At 47.9% G+C, this 23,270-nt stretch carries 17 protein-coding genes; 6 read left to right on the top strand and 11 right to left on the bottom strand.

Annotation, left to right across the window (positions count from 1 at the left end; genetic code table 11):
• Position 1: 1 nt before the first annotated feature.
• The 4 genes from NYE33_RS14385 to NYE33_RS14370 all read right to left on the bottom strand — a co-directional run bounded on the left by NYE33_RS14385 (position 2) and on the right by NYE33_RS14370 (position 5,332).
• Entirely contained in the window at positions 2–1,366 is a 1,365-nt protein-coding gene (locus NYE33_RS14385; RefSeq protein WP_042139041.1) for a four-carbon acid sugar kinase family protein, read from the bottom strand.
• A 72-nt stretch (positions 1,367–1,438) separates the two neighbouring features.
• Positions 1,439–3,190 (bottom strand): PrpR N-terminal domain-containing protein, encoded by a 1,752-nt coding sequence (locus tag NYE33_RS14380; RefSeq protein ID WP_341066246.1) that lies wholly within the window; start codon positions 3,188–3,190, stop codon positions 1,439–1,441.
• Between the two features lie 74 nt (positions 3,191–3,264).
• Positions 3,265–4,425, bottom strand: a complete 1,161-nt coding sequence (locus tag NYE33_RS14375) for an iron-containing alcohol dehydrogenase (RefSeq protein ID WP_341066244.1) — start codon at positions 4,423–4,425, stop codon at positions 3,265–3,267.
• Positions 4,426–4,666: 241 nt separating this feature from the next.
• On the bottom strand, positions 4,667–5,332 hold the full coding sequence (locus NYE33_RS14370) for a TetR/AcrR family transcriptional regulator (RefSeq protein WP_042139044.1): 666 nt from the start codon (positions 5,330–5,332) through the stop codon (positions 4,667–4,669).
• A gap of 158 nt (positions 5,333–5,490) precedes the next feature.
• On the opposite strand from NYE33_RS14370, the gene NYE33_RS14365 reads away from it, so the two are divergent.
• Entirely contained in the window at positions 5,491–6,444 is a 954-nt protein-coding gene (locus tag NYE33_RS14365) for an aldo/keto reductase (protein ID WP_341066243.1), read from the top strand.
• A 193-nt stretch (positions 6,445–6,637) separates the two neighbouring features.
• On the opposite strand, the gene NYE33_RS14360 is transcribed toward NYE33_RS14365, so the two are convergent.
• Positions 6,638–7,324 (bottom strand): hypothetical protein, encoded by a 687-nt coding sequence (locus NYE33_RS14360; RefSeq protein ID WP_076243768.1) that lies wholly within the window; start codon positions 7,322–7,324, stop codon positions 6,638–6,640.
• 196 nt (positions 7,325–7,520) lie between these two features.
• Between NYE33_RS14360 and NYE33_RS14355 the strand changes: the two genes are divergently transcribed.
• From NYE33_RS14355 to NYE33_RS14345, 3 genes are all read left to right on the top strand, one after another.
• Positions 7,521–8,276, top strand: a complete 756-nt coding sequence (locus tag NYE33_RS14355; protein WP_341066241.1) for a LytR/AlgR family response regulator transcription factor — start codon at positions 7,521–7,523, stop codon at positions 8,274–8,276.
• Positions 8,263–9,561: an ATP-binding protein gene (locus NYE33_RS14350; protein ID WP_341066239.1), complete on the top strand. Its 1,299-nt coding sequence runs from the start codon at positions 8,263–8,265 to the stop codon at positions 9,559–9,561. The genes NYE33_RS14355 and NYE33_RS14350 overlap by 14 nt, the downstream gene beginning before the upstream one ends.
• Before the next feature lie 123 nt (positions 9,562–9,684).
• Entirely contained in the window at positions 9,685–11,724 is a 2,040-nt protein-coding gene (locus tag NYE33_RS14345; protein WP_341066237.1) for a serine hydrolase domain-containing protein, read from the top strand.
• 60 nt (positions 11,725–11,784) lie between these two features.
• Here NYE33_RS14345 and NYE33_RS14340 read toward each other — a convergent pair whose 3' ends face one another.
• Complete coding sequence (locus tag NYE33_RS14340) at positions 11,785–12,951, bottom strand: hypothetical protein (RefSeq protein ID WP_341066236.1); 1,167 nt, start codon at positions 12,949–12,951, stop codon at positions 11,785–11,787.
• Positions 12,952–13,139: 188 nt separating this feature from the next.
• Between NYE33_RS14340 and NYE33_RS14335 the strand changes: the two genes are divergently transcribed.
• Complete coding sequence (locus NYE33_RS14335) at positions 13,140–13,673, top strand: cupin domain-containing protein (protein WP_340943571.1); 534 nt, start codon at positions 13,140–13,142, stop codon at positions 13,671–13,673.
• Between the two features lie 38 nt (positions 13,674–13,711).
• Here the strand turns inward: NYE33_RS14335 and NYE33_RS14330 are convergent, their stop codons facing one another.
• From NYE33_RS14330 to NYE33_RS14310, 5 genes are all read right to left on the bottom strand, one after another.
• The gene (locus NYE33_RS14330) at positions 13,712–15,325 is read right to left on the bottom strand and encodes a response regulator (protein WP_341066235.1); all 1,614 of its coding nucleotides are present in this window, start codon (positions 15,323–15,325) and stop codon (positions 13,712–13,714) included.
• Positions 15,300–17,063 (bottom strand): cache domain-containing sensor histidine kinase, encoded by a 1,764-nt coding sequence (locus tag NYE33_RS14325; protein WP_341066232.1) that lies wholly within the window; start codon positions 17,061–17,063, stop codon positions 15,300–15,302. Before NYE33_RS14325 ends, NYE33_RS14330 begins: the two co-directional genes overlap by 26 nt.
• A gap of 132 nt (positions 17,064–17,195) precedes the next feature.
• Entirely contained in the window at positions 17,196–18,899 is a 1,704-nt protein-coding gene (locus NYE33_RS14320; RefSeq protein ID WP_341066231.1) for an extracellular solute-binding protein, read from the bottom strand.
• A 62-nt stretch (positions 18,900–18,961) separates the two neighbouring features.
• The gene (locus NYE33_RS14315; protein ID WP_076243783.1) at positions 18,962–19,858 is read right to left on the bottom strand and encodes a carbohydrate ABC transporter permease; all 897 of its coding nucleotides are present in this window, start codon (positions 19,856–19,858) and stop codon (positions 18,962–18,964) included.
• 2 nt (positions 19,859–19,860) lie between these two features.
• Positions 19,861–20,754, bottom strand: a complete 894-nt coding sequence (locus NYE33_RS14310) for an ABC transporter permease (protein WP_340943558.1) — start codon at positions 20,752–20,754, stop codon at positions 19,861–19,863.
• A gap of 383 nt (positions 20,755–21,137) precedes the next feature.
• Here NYE33_RS14310 and NYE33_RS14305 point away from each other — a divergent pair, with 383 nt between their 5' ends.
• The gene (locus tag NYE33_RS14305) at positions 21,138–23,246 is read left to right on the top strand and encodes an RICIN domain-containing protein (protein ID WP_341066229.1); all 2,109 of its coding nucleotides are present in this window, start codon (positions 21,138–21,140) and stop codon (positions 23,244–23,246) included.
• Positions 23,247–23,270: the final 24 nt, after the last annotated feature.

Raw genomic sequence — 23,270 nt, 5'->3', positions numbered from 1 at the left:
GTCACACCTCTCTCTGCAGAGCCTTCACGGAGCGTACCAGTACCTGATCGCTTCCGAAAGCCCCCGCTTTCGTAATAATATATCTGCCCGATTCACCCGGCGTCCGCCCAAGCGGGACTCCGTTCTCCACCTCATTAATGAGCTTGATCTCCACGTCGCTTAAATGGTGGCAGACCTGCTTCGCGGTATCGCCTCCGGTCAGTACCATATGGCGGATACCGCACTCGGCGATAATCTCAGCAGCCACCCGGCCAAGCGCCGCACTGATGCGCTCGCCCACTTCCGTAGCACTCAGGCCACCGGTGCGCCCAAGCTCATTGACACGGTCGACCTCTTCCGGATCGCCCGGCGTATAGAGCGCCACATGCCTTCCCTCCCGGGAGATGATACCGGTTGCAAGCTCACGGACCCGGTTCAATTCCACAGCGCATGTTCCCGGGAAGAGCAGCTTATCCGATTCAACCACGAGAGCAGAGACACCGTCTTCTTTGACCAGCTCGGTCAGCTGTCGGCGCGACCACGGATTGACGCTGCCCACCACAATAAGCACACATTTCGGATCTGAATACAAGGTATTTTCCCAGTGTGTTGCCTGTCTTTTGTCCGGCCTCTCCAGTATAGCACCAGCTCCCGCTTGCTTCGGGGCTTCCCTGATGCTGCAGAGAATCTGCGTTGTCAAGGCGCCGGCCAAACCCGCTGAACCGGCCCATACCACTTTCGGACATCCCGGTCCTCCGGGGAACAAGGAAGCGATCAAGGCCAGATCCTCTTCCTGCTCCGCATCGAACACAAGGTAAGGAATGCCTGACTGGAGGCAGCCGGCAATCCGCTTATCCAGCGCAGCCCGCCCGCCTCTCAGCAGTTCCAGCGGAATAAGGGCGGCCGGATAACGGCTTTGCCGCTCAAGAATGGCAGAGAAAGCAGATTCCGTGGCCGGATGCTTGGGATCATGGGCCATCTCCGTCTCGTGCAGCGGCATCCCGTTCACATACACAACTCCTTCTGTCAGCGTGCGTCCCACCTTCGGGAAAGCCGGGGCAATAACAATGAAATCAGGCTGCAGCGTCTCATAAACCGCGTCCAGCTCACTGCCGATATTTCCGCGCAGCGTAGAATCAAACTTCTTATAGATGACAGGAGAGGTAGCTTCTCCGCCGCGCCCCAGAAACAGACATACATCCTTGACTCTCTGATAAGCCTCCTGCGGAGGAAGAGAGCGGCTGTCGGTATCAAACACAACCGCCTCCTGTTTCCCGCCGCCCGTCTTAAGCTCCAGGAGTACAGAAGTGGACAGGCCCTGACGGGCCATTTGCACCCCTGTATCATTCGCCCCGGTCAAGTCATCCGCGATGACGGCGATGTTCATTTCCTAACCCCCTCCATACAACAGCAATTACACATATACAGCAGAACGCTGCTCCAGGGAGCAGCCGCCCTGTCAATCCTCTTTTAATTTGCGCCACAGCGTTGAGCGGTTGATGCCAAGCCGCTTGGCGGCCAGCGACTGGTTCATATTCTCCTGCTCCAGAACCGTCTGGATGATATCCCGTTCAATGTCCTCCAGCGGCTGATACAGGTTCAGTTCTTCCCTGCCGGGCACCGGGGTAAGTCCGCTGCGTGCCTTCCGGCTTCCTTCCTCCAGCAGCACCAGCGCCTCTGGTTCAATGAACGGTCCCGCTGATGCCGCTACAAAGAGATCCATCACCGTGCGCAATTCGGTAAAATTACCCTGCCACGGATGCGCGAGAAGCGCCTCCATGACCTCGCTCCGGATACCGGCAATCTGCTTGCCCTGGCGTTCATTCGTCCAGATCAGGCAGGCGCGGATGCTGCGTTCCAGCCACGGCGTATCCTGCAGGGCCGGAAGCGGGATTCTCCGGTCCTGTAAGCTGCGCAGCAGCTTGCCGGCCAGCCGGTCCTCAGCAGCGAGCACCTCCGGATCCCTGTCGAACAGAAATACCGTCTTCATCTTACGCTTGATAATGAACTCAGCCAGCTCTCTCTGCTGCTTGGCAGAGAGCAATTCCGCTCCTTCTATGGCAGTAACGCGCCCGCCGCCGTACAGCATCAGCTCCATCATGGCCTTCAGCACCTCTTCCGATGATCTCCGGATATTGAGGTACAGAATGCCGTCCCTTGATTCGGAGAGGGCGGCGTTGATAACGTACCGCTTGCGCCCGCTGCCCTTTTCGCCATATACAGCTGCTGGATAAGCCTGAAAGTCCGTCTCCAGCCCGCCGTCTTCCCGGTGGGAGAAAAAAGGGGCTGCCGTCAGAAGGTAACTGGCCGCAAGACCGCTGCGTTCCGGTTCTTCCCCGGATGAATGCAGCATATACAGCAGGCGTTCATCCGCGGCAGGCAGCATTTGCGCCTGTAGGTACAAGCCCTGCTCCGGTTCATAAACGGATGTCACCGTGTCAAAGTCTGCCCCCCGGCCGGCGTCCCTGAGCATTTCCCGCAGACCGGGATACATGGTATACAGCGTATCTGCTGTTTCAGGAAGTCGCAGAAGCTGTTTGAACGAAGGGTTGGCGAACTCCAGCTTGCCGCCTTGATCTACCGCCGCATATCCGTCCTCCAGCTTACCGAGCATAGCTTCGTACATTTCATTCTTGACCTTCAGCTTCCGGGCTGATTTATAGAGCTGTCCGGCCCGCGAGAACGCTTCCATTAATGACTCCCTGCCGGAGGTAATTAACACGCCCTGCAGACCGCTTTCGGCCGCGATCTTGACCGTAATGCTGTCGCCAATGATAACCTGGATGCCTCTCGCCTTGGCGTCTGCCAGGGCAGCACTGACTTCCTGCTCCTGATGGATAACCGTGTATGAAATATCAACCTCCATCAAGCTGGACACGGACATAAAGCCTTCGATGATATTGGGAAATCCGATCATTTCACATTTGGCATTGTATCCCTGTACCAGCGTCAGGATCCGTAATATGTCGAATCCGGAAACGGGAATTTCCACAACGGGCAGATAGGAATGCTTTTGCAGCAGCTTTGCCGTCCCGCCTCTGCTGATAATGATATCGTAGCCTTCCGAGTGAATGCGGCCGATCAGCGGCAGCACCCTCGACAGATCTCCATGCTCCACTACAATCTCAAACTCCTGCAGCTCATTCTGTAAGCTTAACGTTAATTCAGATAACCCCGGGTAAGGAGCAATGACAATTACTTTAATTTTCATGCAGCTATTCATCCTTGTTTTTTTAATGCCATTATAACCCAGCCGCCATTCATTAAGCAGCATCAAACCATTTCTTAGTGAAACAGCTTGCCGTATACCGCACCGATGTCATCCAGCGTCATCACCTTCGGGTTGTTAGCCATCAGCCGGGTAACCTGCGAGGCCGCGAGTGAAAGCCCGGGAATATCGCCGCGCGCAGCTCCGAAGAGTGTCAAATCCTGAGGAATGCTCATCTCCTGCGTCCACAGCCGGATTTGCCCGATCACCTGCTCCGCATCCCGCTGTTTTCCCTCTCCGGTCTGAAGCCCCATCGCTCCGGCTACAAGAGCCAGCCGTTCCACAATCGCATCGAAATTAAATTCCATTACATGCGGCAAAAGCATGGAATTGGCTACTCCGTGAGGCACATGAAATTTCCCGCCAATCGGATAAGCCAAGGCATGTACAGCTGCCGTTCCGGCGCAGGTCAATGCCATTCCGCCGTACATGGAACCGATCAGCATATCCTCCCGCGCTTTTCTGTCGTCTCCGTGGTGATAGGCCTGCAGGATACTGGCAGAAATGCTGCGGATGGATTCAAGTGCGAACATATCGCTGAACCGGTTGGCCTTGTTGGAAATAAATGATTCAAGCGCATGAGTATAGGCATCCATTCCTGTCGCGGCTGTAATATCACGAGGTAAACCAAGCGTCAACAGCGGGTCCAGAATGACTAATGCCGGGAGCAGATACCGGCTGACAACACCGATCTTCAGCTCCTCCTCCGGTAAAGTCACAATAGCGTTGGGTGTCACTTCCGAGCCTGTGCCCGAGGTGGTGGGAATCAGGACCGTCGGAATGCCCGGATTCGGGATCAGATCCGTCCCCAGCATGTCACGGACAGAGAGGCTGTTGGTTTTCATGACAGATAGAAGTTTGACAACATCCAGCACACTGCCTCCGCCGATACCTATAATCGCATCGCAGGGAACTTCGGCTATTGCGCCGGAGAGCGCTTCCAATTGGGCGATGGTCGGTTCTGGCTGAACATCGGTATTCCAGTGCACGTCGATTCCGCCGCTCTTCAGGCGGTTTGTAACTTCATCCAGCGTGCCGCTGCTTTGAAGAAAGGGCTGGGATACAAGCAGTACCGATTTCAGAGATCCCAGTCTTTGCAGATGCTCCCCAATCCGCTCCAAGGAGCCGCAGCCCGCGATAATGCTGCGGGCCGTTTGAAAGAAATACTGTTCCATCATATCTTCTCCTCTGGATATCTTGATACATCGTATTCGAATTTAGTATAGCATATCGTTGCAATAATTCAACATTTAATTGGTTATATAAAGTTTAAATAAAATATCGTTGCTTTTTGCAACATTTTAAAGCGAAAATGACGAATACAAAGCTTACTGTGTGATCCATTAAACAAGAAAACCCGCGGAGTACTCCGCGGGGATCACACAAGCAATTTTTTTTGAGAAGAGGATTTAGTAAATGTTAAAAAAGGTTTTTGGTCACTTTTTGAGTTAAATGTTCTATTTTCGGCATCAACACTTCATCATCAATTGCTGTCAGCTTTTCGGGCTTAAACAACTGAATCCTCTTTAATTGAAAATAATCATATAAAACTTGTTGAACCGTGAATTGATTGGTCATCAGATATTTAACATCGAACATCCCTCTTAGAATTTCATCCTGCTTTATTAATAGCCTGCCGTTAAGTTGATTGAAAACCCCTTTTTGTTTACCTTCCTCAAAGAAAGCCAGTATCTTCTCTTCTCGCTCCCTCATAGCTTCATTAAAGCGATCAAATAAATCAGGGTAACTGGTTTCGAGGTCCTGAAGGATAATATCCGAGAAATAAACGACTAGAGATATGGTTTGTTCAAATATCTGCAAAAAGCGAGTGCCGAAACTTTGAACCGAATCCAAAGGATTGTGGGTCAATTCCTTCATGTATTCAATAAAACCATCTACGATGAACTCGACAATTTCTTCCTTGGTTGAGAAATACTTATATAAAGTTACTCGGCTTATCTCCATTACTCTAGAAATTTCGTCCATCCGAACGGACTGAAGGCCATTTTTTCGTAAATAAGGAAGCAGCTTATTCATAAGCTTAACTCGTGTTTCGTTTTTTTTATCTGATATCTGGCTATTCACATAAAGCCCCCCTTACCTTTATTATAACCGGAATTCCGCTTTCGTCACAAACATTATTTTCATATTATACAAAAATGATTAAAAGTGTTTACTTTGTAAATTCCTTTATGCTAAGATGTAACTCGAAGCTAAAACATATAAAAAGCGAGGTAACTAATATGAAAACGCAAAAGCTCGGTCACAGCGATATTGCCGTTTCTTCTATTGGATTGGGTATGATGGGCATGTCCCCCGGCATGTATGGCACCATTGATGATGAGGAGTCCATTAAAACCATTCATCGGGCGCTTGATCTCGGGGTAACCTTGCTTGATACTGCGGATACATATGGCAACGGCCATAATGAGGAGCTATTAGGAAAAGCGTTGAAGGGACGAAGAGAACAGGCAATTGTCGCTACCAAGTTCTCGTATGGTTCAAATTGGGAATTCATCGGAGGACACCCGGACTATGTAAAGAAAGCTATTGACGAAAGCCTTCGACGTCTTGGTCTCGATTATATCGACCTGTATTATCAACATGCGGTAGATCCTAATGTTCCAATTGAGGAGACAGTTGGTGCTATGGCTGAACTAGTTAAAGCAGGTAAAGTACGTTATCTTGGTCTTTCTAATGGCCTAAATGGATCAGTTATTAGTGCATCTACACTTCGTAAAGCGCATGAAGTACACCCTATTTCCGCAGTCCAATCGGAATACTCCATTTGGAGCCGGGAAATTGAAGAAGAAGCTCTACCTACCGTAAAAGAATTAGGAATCACCCTTGTAGCTTACAGTCCTCTAAGCAGAGGCTTTATTACGGGGGAACGTCATATGAATGAGAACTTCCAAGCTGATGATATGCGCAATCTTTTTACACGTTACAAAGGTGAGAACTTCCAAAAGAATATTAAAATCGTTGATAAACTAGCGGAAATCGCCAAAGAAAAGAACTGTACGGTACCTCAACTAGCAATTGCATGGACAGTAGAAAGAGGCACATTGCCGATTCCTGGTACGAAACGCCGTAAATATTTGGAGGATAATATCAAGGCACTTGATATTCATCTTACGTCTGATGATTTTGCCCGTATTGATGCTGTTAGTCCAAATGCGTTTGGTGGTCGTTATTAATGTAAGCTCAAACAGCCCTCATCTTGGTGTCAAGGTGTGGGCTGTTTGAGCTTACCGCGTTTACCTCAAGGAGACTACGAGACTTCTCTCAGTTATCTGCACCTTCTATTCCATCCATCCTGACCTAGGACTTTGCCTGCAAGCCCTTCGGATTCTTCCTCATGGAAGACACCCTGCCTATCCGGGCAACCTTTTAATTTCTTTCAAGTGTCGCCAGGGAAACCATTACCCAGGGAGAAAACTTATTGGACAATGCGCCTTTAGGATTGTGTATCCGGAAAAGAAAGGCTTCCCCTGCCTGATTCTTCCATACCATATAATCTACTACTCCTTTATCACCAGTAGCCTGCAAATACAATTCTGCAAACCCGAGCGGATGTTCAACCAATTCCCCGCTATAATCTTTAGCACTGCCTGTAGCGGAAAGCTCAGTTTCACCTTGTTGCTTCAGCGCAGTGAGATCGTATTCAGAAGCCAAACTTTCAATTTCCGCATAGTAGGCCGGGTCCTCGGTAAGTGATAAACGGTTAGTCTGTGCATTCAATGTGAAATCCCCAGTGATATAAAGGGAGTATCCATCACCTTGCTCCAGTGTAGCCGTTTGCCCGCTAACCCCACCCTCCTGTTCACCAAATTCCCGGGTCTCTGGCCGTTCAGAGGTCTGAGGATCAGTAGGGTCAGGAGCTGCGGACGCTGGTGCCTCCGTGGCGGAGGGAGTGGCCGAAGGTACTGGAGTGGCTGTAGCTTCAATAACTGGCGTAGTCGCTATACTTGTTGCTGTTGGCTCTGTCTCATTTGCAACTTCATTGTTGCTGCATGCGCCTAAAATTGAGGCGGATAGAATAATAGTGGCAGCTGCCGTAAATAATTGTTTGTTCATTGTATACCTCCTCTATCTGGATAATAGTTATTACCCAAAACCTGCAATCCCTCCCCCCAGAGCCCCCGGTCCGACTGCATTCCAAGGATTCCAATTTGCATTTGATCCCCATAGTTGTTTGTTCTCATTAAAAATGCTATATACTGTTGTGAATCTATTTATAGGTCATTGCGCCGGAACGAAAGGGGTAGCATTCATGTATAGAGTTGCAATATGCGATGATGAGGAGAAGCAGCGGGAGCTTGTTAAGAGAACTCTGATAGGCTTATCCATCAAGACAAATATAGAATTCGAGATGGAGTTATTCTACTCGGGAGAGCAGCTGGCCGCTCATTATGAGCGTGGCGAAGTGCCCTTCCATATTCTAATTCTTGACGTGGAGATGGGCGGAATGAATGGGATTCAGACGGCACGGAGAATCCGCGAGCTGAAGCACTTTGATGAACAGATTATTTTCCTTACCAGCTACCCTCAATATATGGTGGAGAGCTTCGATGTCATCACATTCCAGTATTTAATCAAACCGGTAGCGCCTCTCCTCCTGGAAGAGAAGATCACCAAGCTATGCCAATATTTTCAGGCCCAAGATAAGAAATTCATGGTCATTAAATCCGGTTATGATGAAGTTGTATTAAGATATGATGATATTATTGCGATTGAGGTTGCCAAAAGCCTAACGATAAAAAGCAAGCTGCATGTGATCACCAAAGCCCAAATCTATGAGAGCAAGGGCATTATTGCAGATTATGCTGCAGCTCTAAAAGACAGTCACTTCCTGCACATCCACCGTTCGATTATTATCAACCTGCTGCATGTGAAGAAGTTCGCCAGCGGCTCCGTTCTCATGTCGAATGGGATGGAGCTTCCTATAGGCCGGTCCAAGATCAAAGAGGTTAAAGATTACTACACCAAATTTATGATCATGAAGGGTAATTCGTATGATTCTATATAACCTGCCGATCGTCCTCTGTGTGCTGCTGGTGATGTGCTTTCAAACCAACTTTTTCTTCACTTCCGTCTTTGACAAGTCTGCCAGGAAGACTAACCGTATCATTTACTTCATCACTTACGGATTGCTTTGTTTCATGTATCTAGTCATACCGATGAATTCCTATATAGCCTCTTGTGTCGCATTGCTGATGATCTTTGGTTTGGCGCAATCCTATGATGTGGAGATTAAGACCAAGATCATTTTTTCTATCCTGTATGCGGTTTTGATGACGATGGTTAGTTTTATCTCGCTTTATATTTTCTCAAGTCTAGATTCCATAGATTTCACTACCCTGGATTCGGGTAACGGGCAGGACCGGCTGACCTTTACGAAGGCATTAATCCTTAGCTGTGTGATTATGTTTGCTGTTATTCAGGTGATCAGATTCATTTCCAAACGCAGAAGCTTCTCTTTGCCTTACCGTTACTATATTTTCTTCTTGATCGTCCCCCTGATCAGTATTTATCAGATCAATGTGCTTACTGTCACCAGTGAGAAAAATATCTATTATTTCATGGCGATCATCGGATTCCTGTTCCTGAATGTGATGGTCGTCTATATTTTCGATACGATTATTGATAAATTTCAATTCATGCATGAGAATGCACAATTGCAGCACCAGATGAATTATCAGGATGCGAATTATGAGAAAACGGTGCACAGCTTCAAATCCATTAAGCGGATTATTCACGACACCCACCAGCAGTTTCTCTACATTGAAGAGTGTATTAAACGAAATGATTCAGCGGCGGCACTGGAGCATATCAGGGTTACCTTAAATAAAGTCGAGGATTCCTATCAGCGGGTGAACACCGGACATCTCGTTATAGATGCTCTGGTCACGAATACCCTTAATATTGGACAGGCCAACGGAATTAGAATAGATACCAGGCTTCAGCTCTATTCGCTGGAAGTAAATATTGACCGTTATGACCTTTGTGTCGTTCTTGGCAATATGCTGGATAATGCGATAGAAGCCTCTAAGAAGGTTAAGGTGGCAGAGGACCGGTACATGCTCATCCAGATTCATTCGAATGAATCTGCGCTGTTCATCCACATCCTTAATCATATGGACAAAGTGACCGCCCCCCTGCACAGCCAGAAGCCGGACCCGGAGTATCATGGCATCGGCTTAACCAATATAGCCAGAATATGCGATAAGTACGGTGGCAACATGACCATCGAGTCCGGACACAAAGTCTTTAACAATATGGCCGTCCTCCCCTTTCACATGGTCAATCCTTAGACAAAACCATTGTTTAGGGATTGTTTTTTTCGTTTCAGGGTACTTCAGACCTTCTCCCTCCTTCTTGCTTGTATGATGAATCCAGGATTACATTTCGAGCAGCAACAGGAGGAGGAAATAAGGATGAAGAAGTTGATTGCAGCAGTATTGGCTTCGGTGTTAGTGATCCCCATGGCCCAGGCCTCGGCACAGGAGAAGGGGACAACCGTGGAAGAAAAGGCCCGCGCGCTGGCTTCAGAGATCATCTCCAATTATGGGGTAAGCGGACTACAGTATGCCATCAGGGATAAAGGCTCTATCACCCTGTCCGGGGGTGCCGGTGTGTACGATAAAGCCACTCAGGCACCGGTAACGAAAGATACGATGTTTGGGATTGGCTCGGTCAGTAAAATGCATGTCTCTGCCGCAACGATGATCCTGGCGGATTCTAAGGCCATTGATATCGACAAACCCCTCACTACGTATTTACCGCAGTTTAAGATGGCCGATGCCAGATATAAGGACATCACACCGCGGATGTTAATGAATCATTCGTCAGGTCTTTACGGCAGCCACTATGGCAACAGCATGCTGCTGGATGACAACGACACACAGAATCATGATGAATTACTGTCAAGACTGGAGTCCGAACATCTGAAATCCGATCCCGGAGAATATTCCGTCTATTGCAACGATGGGTTCCAGCTGCTCGAGCTCATGATTGAGCAGGTGAGCGGTTTAAGCTATTCCGAATTCCTGGACCGGTACCTGAGCAGTCCACTGCAGTTAAGCTCCACCAAAACGCCGCTCGATACGTTTGACAGACAGCAGCTGGCCAAAACCTATTTCCCGGGGCTGGAGCAGGCTCTGCCCGTTGAGAACGCCAACGTTATTGGTGCCGGTGGAGTCTATTCCACGGCAGAAGAACTGACCGAGTTTGCTGAAGTGCTGATCGGAAACCGTACGGATATTTTATCCGAAGCCTCCGTCAAGGCTATGCAGAAGCCTGAATATAAGAATGGAATCTGGGTACCGGATGAACGAAACACCTTCAGCTATGGTCTGGGCTGGGATGCTGTGAGTCTGGCCCCGTTCAGCGATTACGGAATCACTGCTCTAACCAAAGGCGGGGATACCATTATGTATCATGCTGCGCTGACTGCAATACCCGAATCGGATATTTCGATTGCTGTACTCTCCTCCGGCGGGAGTTCGATCTTCAATACGATTTTCGCCTCGAATATCCTGCTGGAGTACTTGAAGGATACCGGGAAGATTGACAAGCTCCTGCCGGACTCAACCTTCGAACCCCCGGTAAAAGCGGCCATGCCCGCTGAGTTGAAATCCTATTCGGGATTATACGGCACAGTAGGCGCTACAACAGCCATAACGGTTAAGGACGGGGAGCTTGACCTGCCTGCCCTGGAAGGCGGACTGATCCCCGCACAGAAATATATCTATACAGGCAACGGGCAATTCAAGAGCAGCGATGGCCGTTCCGCCGTAAGCTTCGATCTGCAGAAGAACGGCATAACCTACCTAAAGCTTAATGCCGAGTTGGATTTCCCCGGAGCCGGCCAGATGGTGATGGTAACCTACGAATATCAGAAGCTGGAGTCCAATCCTCTAACCCCAGTGACGAAGCAGGCCTGGGAAAAGAGAAACGGGAAAAATTACTATGCTTTGGATGAGAAGATCAATTCATTATTTTATCTGTCCCCTGCGATCCTAATGAAGAATATCGCTGTGGATGAGGGGTATGCCTCAGGCACCCGGATTGTGGATGAGCACAAGTCCGTCAATGCAGCTGAAATACCGGTCATGAACGGAAGAGATGCGTTTGACTTGAATTTCTATACGAAGAACGAAGCGGAGTATTTAACCATCGATGGCAATGCTTATATCAGCGAAGATGCGGTTCAGCCTATCTATGGAGGCCGGTCATCAATCAGTACGGTACCCGCTAATGGTCAAGGGATATGGTTCAAGATCGGTGAGAAGTCAGCCGGCAAAACGATGACTGTGAATGCTCCGGCAAGCGGCGGCTTCGCTGTCTATGATGCAGACGGGATGATCGTAAACTTCTCTGTGGTGACCCAAGATTCCTCGGCAGTCTTGCCGCAAGGCGGTATGGTTGTGTTTGGCGGTCAGGCAGGAGATGTATTTAAGATTAATATCAAATAACAGAACAGCCGCAGGGCACCGGTATGATGACGGTACTCTGCGGCTGTTATTTGTTCATGATTAATTATTCATGAAGACAACCCCGTATTCGGGAAAAGCCTCCGTCCATTTGGCAATCGTCTTCGGCAGCTCAGTTGTATTCGGCACGTTGGTGTAGAACCGCACAATGGCAATATCGAATTCCTCCACGCTGTTCTCCTCATCCGTGTCGAGTACCGCTGCCCAATAGTGGCCCTGTTTGTCATACATAATAATCGCTTCTGTCAGTGTAAACAGTCCGCGCACGCCGCCTGAGATTACGCTTGCACCCAGACCATCCAGATCCTTCGGCTTATCCAGCAGCTGCATGCTGTACAGGAACAGATCATAATCATCGCCTACCACTGTGCGGAAGGCCTTGTCTTGCGCCGCTGTCTTGAATACACCTGTATCCTTCAGCGTGTAGACGCCCTCTTTGTACGGACCTCGGGCATATTCGCCGGTGTAGGTTACATTCGCTCCCGCAGAGTATACTGGCGAAGGGCTGGTTACATACAACTGGCCGTTCAACAGGTAGAAAAAGACAACTGAACCGTCCTCTTCCTTGTATACAGCCATCCGTTTGCGGACCACGGCTGACTCTTCATACAGCTGGCCGGAATGGCCGCCATCGAACGCATCGATGGAAAAGGTCAGCTTATCGCTTTTGACGTTGCTGAATTCTACATATCCCCCATAGAAAGGCGATTTGCTCGCCATATACCATTCGCCGTTCCACTCGGCAGCTGCCGGAACCTTAACACTCTTGGCGGCTGTTGCCGTCAATGCCTCTACCGGCAGCTGGCGGGTACCGTCCGGATTGCTCCATACCCCGGCAAAGCCGGTGCCGGCAATCCACCAGCCCTCGAAGCGGCCCGTTTCTTTGCCTTTGGCATCGTATTCATACATATTGACTATTTTGCCGCTGACATTACCTGTGAGCTTGATCGTCTTTTTGTATTTATCGTAATAATAACTGCCGGTCAGCTTCCCGCTGCTCTCAATCTTGACCGACATATGAATCGGCAGATTTCCATTGATTGCACCGGTCAGCGGCACCAGTCCGTTCGTAGCCGGACTCTGTGTTGCCGCCGCTGCGACCTGAACCGGAGCAGCCTTGTCTTGTACCGGAGCGGCAGCCGCCGCCGGGATAATGAGTGCGGGCAGCAGCAGCGCGGCAGCCAGCAGTGTACCTATTTTACGTATCATAATGGACCTCCCTCTCATGCCATCTACAACAGATATATTACACTGTATGCCATGAATTACCCTATTGTTGTCAGATAGACCCTCAGATTATCAAGACTCTGGAGAAAATTAACGGCAAGCGGGTACTCTATGATGTGCAATCTAAATGGTTTGGGTAATGACAACTAAAGAAAAGGAGTTGATTAGGGATGCCAGAATCTCATCATGACAAACCGAAGCAGGAGGTCTCTATAGAAACCTTCGCCTTCAAGGCCGACAAGCTGCTGCCGAATAACCCGGAGCTTCCGGCAGTTCTGTATAAAGGTGCATTTAAGAAGAATCCGGAAAGCGCAGAACAGATCTTCAATGACAACGGCTGGCGGAACAGCTGGGTGAACGGGGTATTCAGCTATCACCATTACCACAGCAATGCGCATGAGGTGCTCGGTGTGATGTCCGGCAGCGCCAGCCTGCAGCTGGGCGGCGATGCCGGCTGCAGGGTTGAAGTGTCGGCCGGAGACGTACTGGTGCTGCCTGCCGGTACAGCGCATAAGCGGCTCACTTCCTCGCAGGACTTCCGCATCGCCGGCGCTTATCCCGGCGGAGCAGATTACAACACCCGCCGGGCCACGCCGGACGACTTCGCAGCGGCGCTCCCTGAAATCGGCCAAGTGCCGCTGCCGGATAGTGATCCTGTTTATGGTGATGGGGGACTGTTGTTGAGGGTGTGGGAGGGCATTTAAAATATGCTATAAGTACAAATGATTCGTAAGCTATGCACCTAATCCTCATAATAATAATCCCGATATTCCTGAGGAGTGACGTCGTTAGCTTTCTTAAATATATATGTGAAGTACGCAGCAGTCTGATACCCTACCTGTTCCGCTACCTCATAAACCTTTATATTAGGGTCCTTCAGCAGTTCCTTCGCTCTTTCCAAACGCTTCTCCAATATAAAATCGGATATCGTTCTTCCCATTTCCTTCTTGAACAAAACGCTTAAATAGCTTGCGTTCAATTGAAAGTGTTCGGCCAATTGTTTGACGGTCAGTTGTGTTTGAAGACCTTTTTCCAAATAAGCTTCAACGTTACGAATAAGATGATGCTGCTGCGTAGCCTGTTCCTTGCGCTCAAGTTGTGCGAACCTCGTCATGTACTCCAAGACAACCTCACGAACTTCCAACGAACGGACGCATTCAAGCAAGTCATGCCAGACCATCATATAATGAGTGTTGTCATTGTCGTTCAAACGATTAAACCTTCGCACCAATTCGCTGATCAAACCCATGGCAAAGGCCTTTACATAGGTAATAGAAATGTCATCTTGCATCAACAGCATATCAAAAGCATGATTAAATTGCGCAACGGCCCGCTCCTCTTCGCCTGCTTCTAGAAGCCTGACGATTTCCGGAATTTCCTCATCCCGTAACTGGAATTCGCGGTATTCGGTCGCTTGGATTTGATCGAAATAATGAATTTGTTCACTTCCGGTAGACTTCAATTGAGTGAGCATATGTTTCAATTCCTTATAAAGTCTTGGAACCTCCCCTATACCGATGACTTCTCTACTCACACCTATCGTGATCGTAGCATCGTGTTGCTCACGGATGACTTCCTGCACGAAAGCGAACTGCTTTTCCAACTGGGCCCGTTCACCTGGAGAGGCGTTCAATTGCAAGACAGCCACTTCGTCGGTAGCTGTTCTTCCGATGTAAATTTGACCATACCCCGAGATTCCCACTCGAACGGTACGAACTAACGAGTCACTTAGAAGAATTCGCTGCTCGGCATCCTGCATGGGCAATCCGTGTAATTTGTCATAAGTAAATAGGAACAATCGATTCTCCCGGTCTCCGGGAGGCAAATCAAGAAGATGCCTCCATGAGTTGGCTTGCTCCCCGTTTTGAATTCTTCCTTCTAGCAGTTCATTAACGAATCGATCATGGAGAACGTCAATGCTTCCAATGACTCTCTCCTTCAATGCTGTAGTTTCATTTTCGATCATCCGTTTCTTTTCGATAACTGTTCGGAACGAAATCAACTTTGCTACCAGTTCCTCGATCTTGATCGGTTTCAGCACATATCCCTTTGCGCCTAGATTAATCGCTTCTTGGACGAATTCGAACTCATTGTACCCGCTGATTATCAATGTCTGCATAGATGACAATCTCGGATAATTTGCCGTAATCGTAGCAAGCAGTTCGATCCCTGTCATTCCAGGCATTGATACATCCGTAATCAGAACGTCTACAGGGGTTTCAGCCAAGGTCACCAAGGCCGCTTCAGCCGATTCTGCAGTTAGCGGCCGCTCATAACCGATATCGTTCCAATCAATATACTTTGTCAATCCTTCGATATGCAGCGGTTCGTCATCCACGATTAACGCTTGAATCATAACCCTCACCTCTCATAATTTGGGGCTTATTCGTGCAGACGGGAATGCGAATGGAGATGCATGTCCACTCGTTTTCGATGCTGTCTATAGCAAAATGTCCTTGCAAACCGAAATACAAACGCAGCCGCTCTCTTATATTGTTAAGCCCAAACCCGTTTCGGGTGCCTTCATATTTCTCCATGCGAACCAGTTCCAATATCTCTGGACGTAAGCCTTTGCCATTATCAAATATTTCAAAGTGGACTTCTCCATCCAATCGAACAATGGATATACGGATCTGCGCATGGACAACCTGCGTAATTCCGCTATGTAAATAGCAATTTTCCACAATCGGCTGAAGCAAAAGTTTGATCGTATACAAGTCCAAAACCTCAGGATCTATGTCCCAATCCACCGAAACCCGATCCGGGTAACGCAATTGTTGAATTTCAAGATAGGCCTTTACATGCTCTAGCTCGTCGCGAATTGCGGTCACATTTTCCCGATTATTCAGAGCAATTCGATAGAAGGTCGTTAACGCATCAATGATTCTAATCTGCTTTTCATCATGCAGATCCAGCGCGCGCCAGCGTAGCAGCCCTAAGGAGTTATAGATGAAATGCGGATTGATTTGGGCCTGTAATGCTTTAAACGATTGTTCTTTCTCCTTTATTCCGACTTGCGCATTCTCTTCGACAAGCTTGCCTAAGCGACCTGTCATATGATTGAACAGCAATTCTAGTTCACCAAGCTCGTCTTGCACCCTGTTTTTTACGCTTACCTCGAAATCACCACGGGAAATATCATTCATTCGTTTCCCCAGTTTGTGAATCCGCCACACGAAATTGTTTAAAAAGGCATACAGCAAGAAAATGGATAACATCAAGAAGAAAACGATGCCTGCTCCCACAGAGATGAAAATGAGCCGAGATTGTTCTTCCATTCGGTCCAAATGTACCAGCGCGGCTACGGTCCAACCAGAATCCAGTTTGCTGGTCACAAACAGCTTGCCGTTCATTACGGCATTCATTTCAAATGAATCATTCCAGTATGGCTGTATCGAAGATTCGTCCAACCGGATTCCGATTTGTTCTTGACTCGAGGAAGCTATGATATTTCCTCTTTCATCCACGATATACAAATCGCCGGCTCCATCGAATGGACGATGGAGGAATTCCGCAAAGACCTCGTTATAATCCAGTCGCATATAAATAATTCCGTAATACCCGCCGATATGGTTTGAAATCTTATGAGAGACCATCAACTCGCGTTCGTTATCAACGACATTGGACCATTTAAGCGCTCCCGGAGTCTCAATTGTTCGCTCAAACCATGCTTCCTCTCTTTCACCGGATATCATCCGGTTTTCCGGTCTCCAAAGGAACCCCCCGTCCTGAACGAGCGTGCTGTTCGAATGGTAAATACGAAACGACTTAATTCCCGGTAAATACTGATCTGTATATTGAAAAGAGCGGTCCACATACAGCACGGTGTCCAGTTGCTCGTATATATCATTGTATTCACGGGAAAGTCTGGAGATCAGTTCTCCATCGGTGGCGGCACGGGTAACGATTAAATCGTAACTTTGCTTTTTGAATGCGATGCTTTGGGCATTTTGGCGAACGGCTTCCTGTATCGTAATCAAATAATTCTCACGAACCAGGTAAAGAACAACGTAACCCGCCCCCACTGCAAGCAACGCAGTCGGAATAAATACGATGAATGCGTATAAAATGATGACCTTTTTCCTAATATTCATCGATTGGGTTATTCTGATAACGAAATTTTGAACTCGACGCGGTAGACTCAACAGGACCCCCCATTTCCGACTCCCCGGGCCTTAGCAACAAGAAGGGGAGCACCCCTTGTTCAAGAATGCTCCTTCATTATACTAAAACTCACCATTCACTTGAATTTCAGCCTGATAGGTTTCATGCCATTCGGCTTTCATTTCGTTCCACTGCCCTCGCTTTTCAAGCGCCCCTCGGAACTCATTCCAAACCTTCTCGAAAGCTCCATCGTCCTGTGCCATCAATAACTTTGCCCGGTACTCTTTACGGAGGTTCTCGACAGTCGGCGCACTTTTCTCCCAAACTCCGCCTGTCTTCATCTTCACCATATCATAAGAGTGCACGGAGCGCACCGCACCCATTTTGCCGACAGCTTCCGTAAACTCAGTTGTCTTCTTATAACCCGCATGCGGATGATTGCCGACATTCCACCACGGGTACCATTCATTACTAAAGGAAGACGTCATGTACAATTCAGGCGTAACTTTGGATTTTAGAGCCACATCCCCCGAGTTACGAGCCTTGTCATATTCCGGATCGGTGAAATTCCATTTGCCGAGTGGTTGGTCAACCCAGTCCCAATACAGTCCGGCTGGTCCTTCATTAACAACATGCTGCTGCTCGGGATTCGGTTGCAAGGTGTAATCGAAGAATTTTAAGACGGCATCCAGATTCTTAGTATCTTTATTGACAAAGACATCATAACCCGGATAAGGATTCACGACTTGATTGATGCCGACCTGATCCACATCTGGAACCTTAGGGATCGGAATAACCTGATAATACCACCCGGGAGCCGTAGGTCCATCTAGAGCCTCCCAAGCTGAAGACGGAATATTAAAGAACGATCCGACATTCATTGCTACGCGTCCGGATTGGTTTCTTTCCTGGTATTGTTCTTTCTTGCTGGTGACGACTTCGGGATCGATTAACTTTTCCCGGTACATCTTATTCATCCATTGATATGCTTTCTTATAATTCGGGTTGTCATAGGCGAATATAAATTCTTCGCCTTTTTTCTCAATACCTGCTCCGCCTGTAGACACGCCAAAGGCATTAAGTACGGCGTTCTCGTCGCTATAGCCTAAATTATCATTCTGATCCATCAGGAACGAAAGCGGGAGTAAGGGTTTGCCAGAATCATCCTTGATCTTGGCTGCTTCGCGAAGAAACTCCTCCACACCTTCGATTGTGCTTAAATCGTCCAGGGTCATTCCTGCCTTTTCAACAACATCCGTCCGAACCACCCATGAGTTTGAAGACCAGCCTGGCCAAGGGTTATCGGGATTTTGGTCGAACCATGTAGGAATGGACCAAATATGACCATCCTTATCTTTCAACCGGTCAATGTACACCTTGGGGATGGAAGCCAATCCCGGATATTTGTCAGGCATATCGAAATATTGTTCAAGAGGCATAATCATTCCGGACCGGGTCATTGCCGTTAACACCGTATCATTGCGACTGAACATGGCTGCGTCTTTAAAACCGCCCGCATTCAGTTTCAAATTGAGCGCAGTCATCGCATCCCCTTGGGTTGCTTCCAACTTCACCTCGACCCCTGGTTCTTTATCCCTCCAATATTGTTGCACCAGACTGTCGTTATTGATCGTTGCCGCCCAACCTAACCAAAGATCGAACGCGGACGATCCACTACCAGATGTTGACGTCCCGGAATTGGCTGCGCTTTCAGAAATTCCAGAGCTGTTTTTCTCCTTTCCCATGCTTGAACAGCCGACGAGAGTGACGAGCAGTACTGCCATCACTAAAGCAATCAAACGCCGGTTCCTTTTGTTAATAACCATGAGATGACCCTCCCTATAATATATTGTAATTTATTTGATTCCCAAATACTTAGGTTCATGAATTATCCTTTGACAGAACCAATGAGTACGCCCTTCACGAAATACTTCTGCAGAAAAGGATAGACACATAGAATCGGAAGTGCACTGACCATAACGACAGTCATCTTGATGGACATAAGCGTCGTGCTCTGCGTCATGGAGTTTCTTGCTATTGCTTCCTGATTGATGTTCGAGCCAAAGATGGCAGACAAATCAGAAGCGGATAGTAACTGCTGCAAGAAGGTCTGCACCGGGATGAGCGATTGGTCGGTTACGTAAAAAGCGCCAGAGAACCAATCATTCCAGTGACCTACAGCCGTAAACAAACCAAGGGCAGCAAGCATCGGCTTTGAGAGAGGAATGATGATTTGCAATAGGGTCCGTAGCGGACCGGCTCCGTCCAGCTCTGCCGATTCAATGAGTGCTTCGGGTATACCCTGTATAAATTTGAGCATAACGAACATATTCCAGACCGAGAACATACCCGGTAAAATATAGACCCAAAATGTGTTCACCAGCCCCAAATTGTTCAATTGGATATAGAAGGGGACCAGCCCCCCGCTAAACAACATCGTAATTAAAATGTAAGTCATAATGATACGCCTCATCGGAAGTCCCTTATAGGACAAACCGAAGGCAACTAACAACGTTACAATGAGACCGGTTATCGTACCAATGACTGTTCGAGCGATGGTAATCAAATACGAATGGCGGATGACCTCGTTGCCAAGTACGATTTCGTAATTAATTAGTGTAAAAGAGCGCGGGAATAAATATACGCCCCCTTTGGCCGCATCCGATCCTTCGTTAAGCGATATAGCCATCATGTATAGAAACGGATAAATAACGGAGACACATAACAAGACAAGCATAACAACGATGATGATTTGGCCGATTTTTTCGGACTTGGATAATCTCATCTTCACCACAACCCTTCGCCGTTAATTTTCCGGGAAAATTGATTCGATGAGATAACCAGTAACAAACTAATCACCGAAGATAGCAGGCCGACGGCAGTCGCCATTCCAAAGTACCCTTGTTGCAGGCCGCTTCGCAATACATAAGTATCCAGCACATCCGCGACTCCCATATTTGCGGAATTCATCAATGGATAAATCTGATCCATGCCAATTGTGATTAATCCGGGTATGCTCAAAATCAAAATAATTGTTATGGTCGGAATCATGCCCGGCAGCGTGATGTGCCGAATTTGCGCCAGTCTGCCTGCCCCCTCTACCTTCGCCGCTTCGTAGAGCTGAGGATCGATCGTGGTAATCGCGGCTAAAAAGAGAATTGTGTTCCACCCCGTCTCTTTCCATAGACCGCTTACGATAACCATAGGTCTAAACCAATCATCCGACCCAAGGAAGAAGATCGGCTCTCCTCCGGTCCACGTAATGAATTGGTTGATGAGTCCATCATCCAGCGATAAGAACGAATGAAGAATGTAAGCGACTACAATCCAAGAGAAGAAATGGGGTAAATAACTGACGGATTGCACAAATCGTTTGAACCTAGAACTTCTAATTTCATTAATGAGAAGAGCGAGTATGATCGGAGCCGGAAAACCAAATATAAATTTCAGAACAGAAATAAAGAGTGTATTTTCTACAATGGTTAAAAACTGCGGATCCTGCAAGAACTCAAAATTACTAAATCCAACCCATGGGCTATTCCATATTGAGCCGCCGATCCGGAAGTCACGAAAAGCAACCTGGATACCCGCCATAGGAATGTAATTAAAAACAAATAATAACACTACGCCCGGCAAAATCATGAGATACTGCCAACGATACTTATAAAATTTTGAGTACATAACCATCCTCCTCGTAAAGTTATTATAGAACGGCTTGTAAGCAAAGACGAGATAACAACGATTGGATTTCTATCACTTTAATTGGATGTATATTATTTACATATTTACATTTATAGGGTTTATTGCATTTTTCTTATATCAATATATACCTAAACCTTTTTAAATTATTTTATGTTCGACGACAAAATAAGCCTTACTTAGACACCGCGTTCGGACTAATATTAGCTTAAGAAACAAAGGAGAATTTCCATACTGTAAAGTATTTATCAGGGTGAGGAGGGATACGTGAGAGCTAGTAAAGTACAGAGTAAATAAAAAACTTCATCTGCCCAGCAGAATGTAAGCGGTTAATTAAATGGCAACCAAAAGGAGATTTGATCAATATGCAGCTGATCCACAAAATGAGGAGCCATAAAATCATTATTCTGACTATTGTATTCGCTTTATTGGCAGTGATCGTAGGTAGCGGCAGTATTTTCGGGGCAGCAAGTTCATCCACTACCTCTAACACCACAAGAGTATCTGTGCATGACCCTTCGATTTCCTATGATGCTTCTACGAATAAGTATTATATATTTGGCTCACACCTGGCGCAGGCCTCAAGCACAGATCTGAGGAACTGGTCCTACATGGGGACACAGGGCTACACGAACACCAGCCTGTATGCCCCTTCAACTTTTGAAGGCTATTATTATATCAAGAACAAGAACAGCGGATTATATCTGGATGTAGTCAACGGCTCGGCGACTGACGGCACCAATATTCAGCAATGGTCGTATAATGGCTCGGATGCGCAAAAGTTCAGAATTATGTATTACGGAAGCGGGGATTATTACATCCTTACAGGCAATACCGCTTATGCAAGCGGTATTGACGTCTTCGAAGGATCTTCCGCCGACGGTGCCAACATTGATCAATGGACGTACTGGGGCGGCACTATGCAGCTATTTAGAATCCAGCAAAATGCCGACGGAACGGTCGCGTTCTTAACCAAGGCATCCAACTATACTGCCGCAATGGATGTGGCGGACGGCAGCACAGCGAATGGTGCGAACATCCAGCAATGGAATTACTGGGGCGGCGATATGCAGAAATGGGAGCTGGTCAAGGCAGGGGGAACCGGCAACTCCGCCAGAAGCGCCGGAGCAGCATTAAATTCTGCGCTCGCGGTGCCTTTTGCCTGGGCCGGGTATAATGATCAGGACAGTTCAGGCGGACAATCCGTATGGGCGCCGGGACCGGTATATAATTCTTCGTACGTGTGGGCAGACGGATCGACGGGAGCTTATATGCTCTACTATTGCACCTCCTCGACTTATATCCGTTCAGCTATCGCCTACAGTGTATCCAAGTCGGTCTCCGGACCTTATGAATATGTCGATACCATTATCTATTCCGGCTTCACTAGTGGAAGCAACCCAATTACAACAACCTCGTCGTTAGGGACCAAAACGGTGGATATATGGTACAAGAACACCAATATCCCCGAGCTGATCGACAACGGCACCTTATCTGGAACCAGAAGCGGCTGGTTTAACAACAGTGGCGGATTCAACAACAACAATTTCCCGAATGCGATAGATCCGGCGCTGGTGTATGACAACAGCGGCAAGCTGTGGATGAGTTACGGCTCCTGGTCTGGAGGGATTTATATTCTGCAGATTAACCCAGCCACCGGCAAGCCGTACTACCCAGGCTCCGACAATGGCAATGTCGACCGTTATTTTGGCAAGCGGATTGCCGGAGGGTACGGTAAGACGGGCGAAGCTCCTTACATCGTGTATGATTCCTCATCAGGCTATTACTACCTTTACGTCACTTATGGCGGTTTGGCCAATGCGGGAGGGTATCATATCCGTCTGTACCGCTCGACCACCATCGACGGAACCTACACCGATGCCGCCGGCAATTCGGCTGTCTATTCCTCCGCTTCCGTAGACCAGTCGGGTTACGGCATCAAGCTATTTGGGAATTATAACTTATCGGGAGCTAGTCAGGGGTATAAATCGGGTGGCCACAATTCTGCACTGATCGATACGGACGGCAGGAGATATCTGGTGTACCACACCCGGTTCAATAACGGCACCGAGGCGCACGAGGTTCGCGTGCATCAGCAATTTATGAATCAGGACAAGTGGCCGGTAACTGCGGTGTATGAATTTCTGGGCAGCAGTATCGCCTCCACCGGGTATAGTTCCAGTGAAATGGCGGGGACCTATCAATTCATCAACATGGGATTGGATGCTTCTACGGCTAATGTTGGCATGCTGACCACCCAGAGTGTGACCCTGAACAGCAATGGAACCATTTCCGGTTCTGCGACAGGTACATGGTCCAATACGCCAGGAACCTACTACTGTACGATGGTCATTGACGGTATAACTTATAAAGGAGTGTTCTTTAAACAGCGCAATGAACTGTCCAGCCACAATGAAGTGATGACCTTCTCCTTGATCGGTACCAACAACAAGTCGATTTGGGGTTCGAAGTAAAATGTAACCAGAAGTTTTGAAGGA

The sequence above is a fragment of the Paenibacillus sp. FSL R10-2199 genome (assembly GCF_038000235.1).
In the GTDB taxonomy this organism is placed as follows: Bacteria; Bacillota; Bacilli; order Paenibacillales; family Paenibacillaceae; genus Paenibacillus_AQ; species Paenibacillus_AQ phytohabitans.
This window is presented reverse-complemented; position numbering and strand designations above follow the sequence as displayed.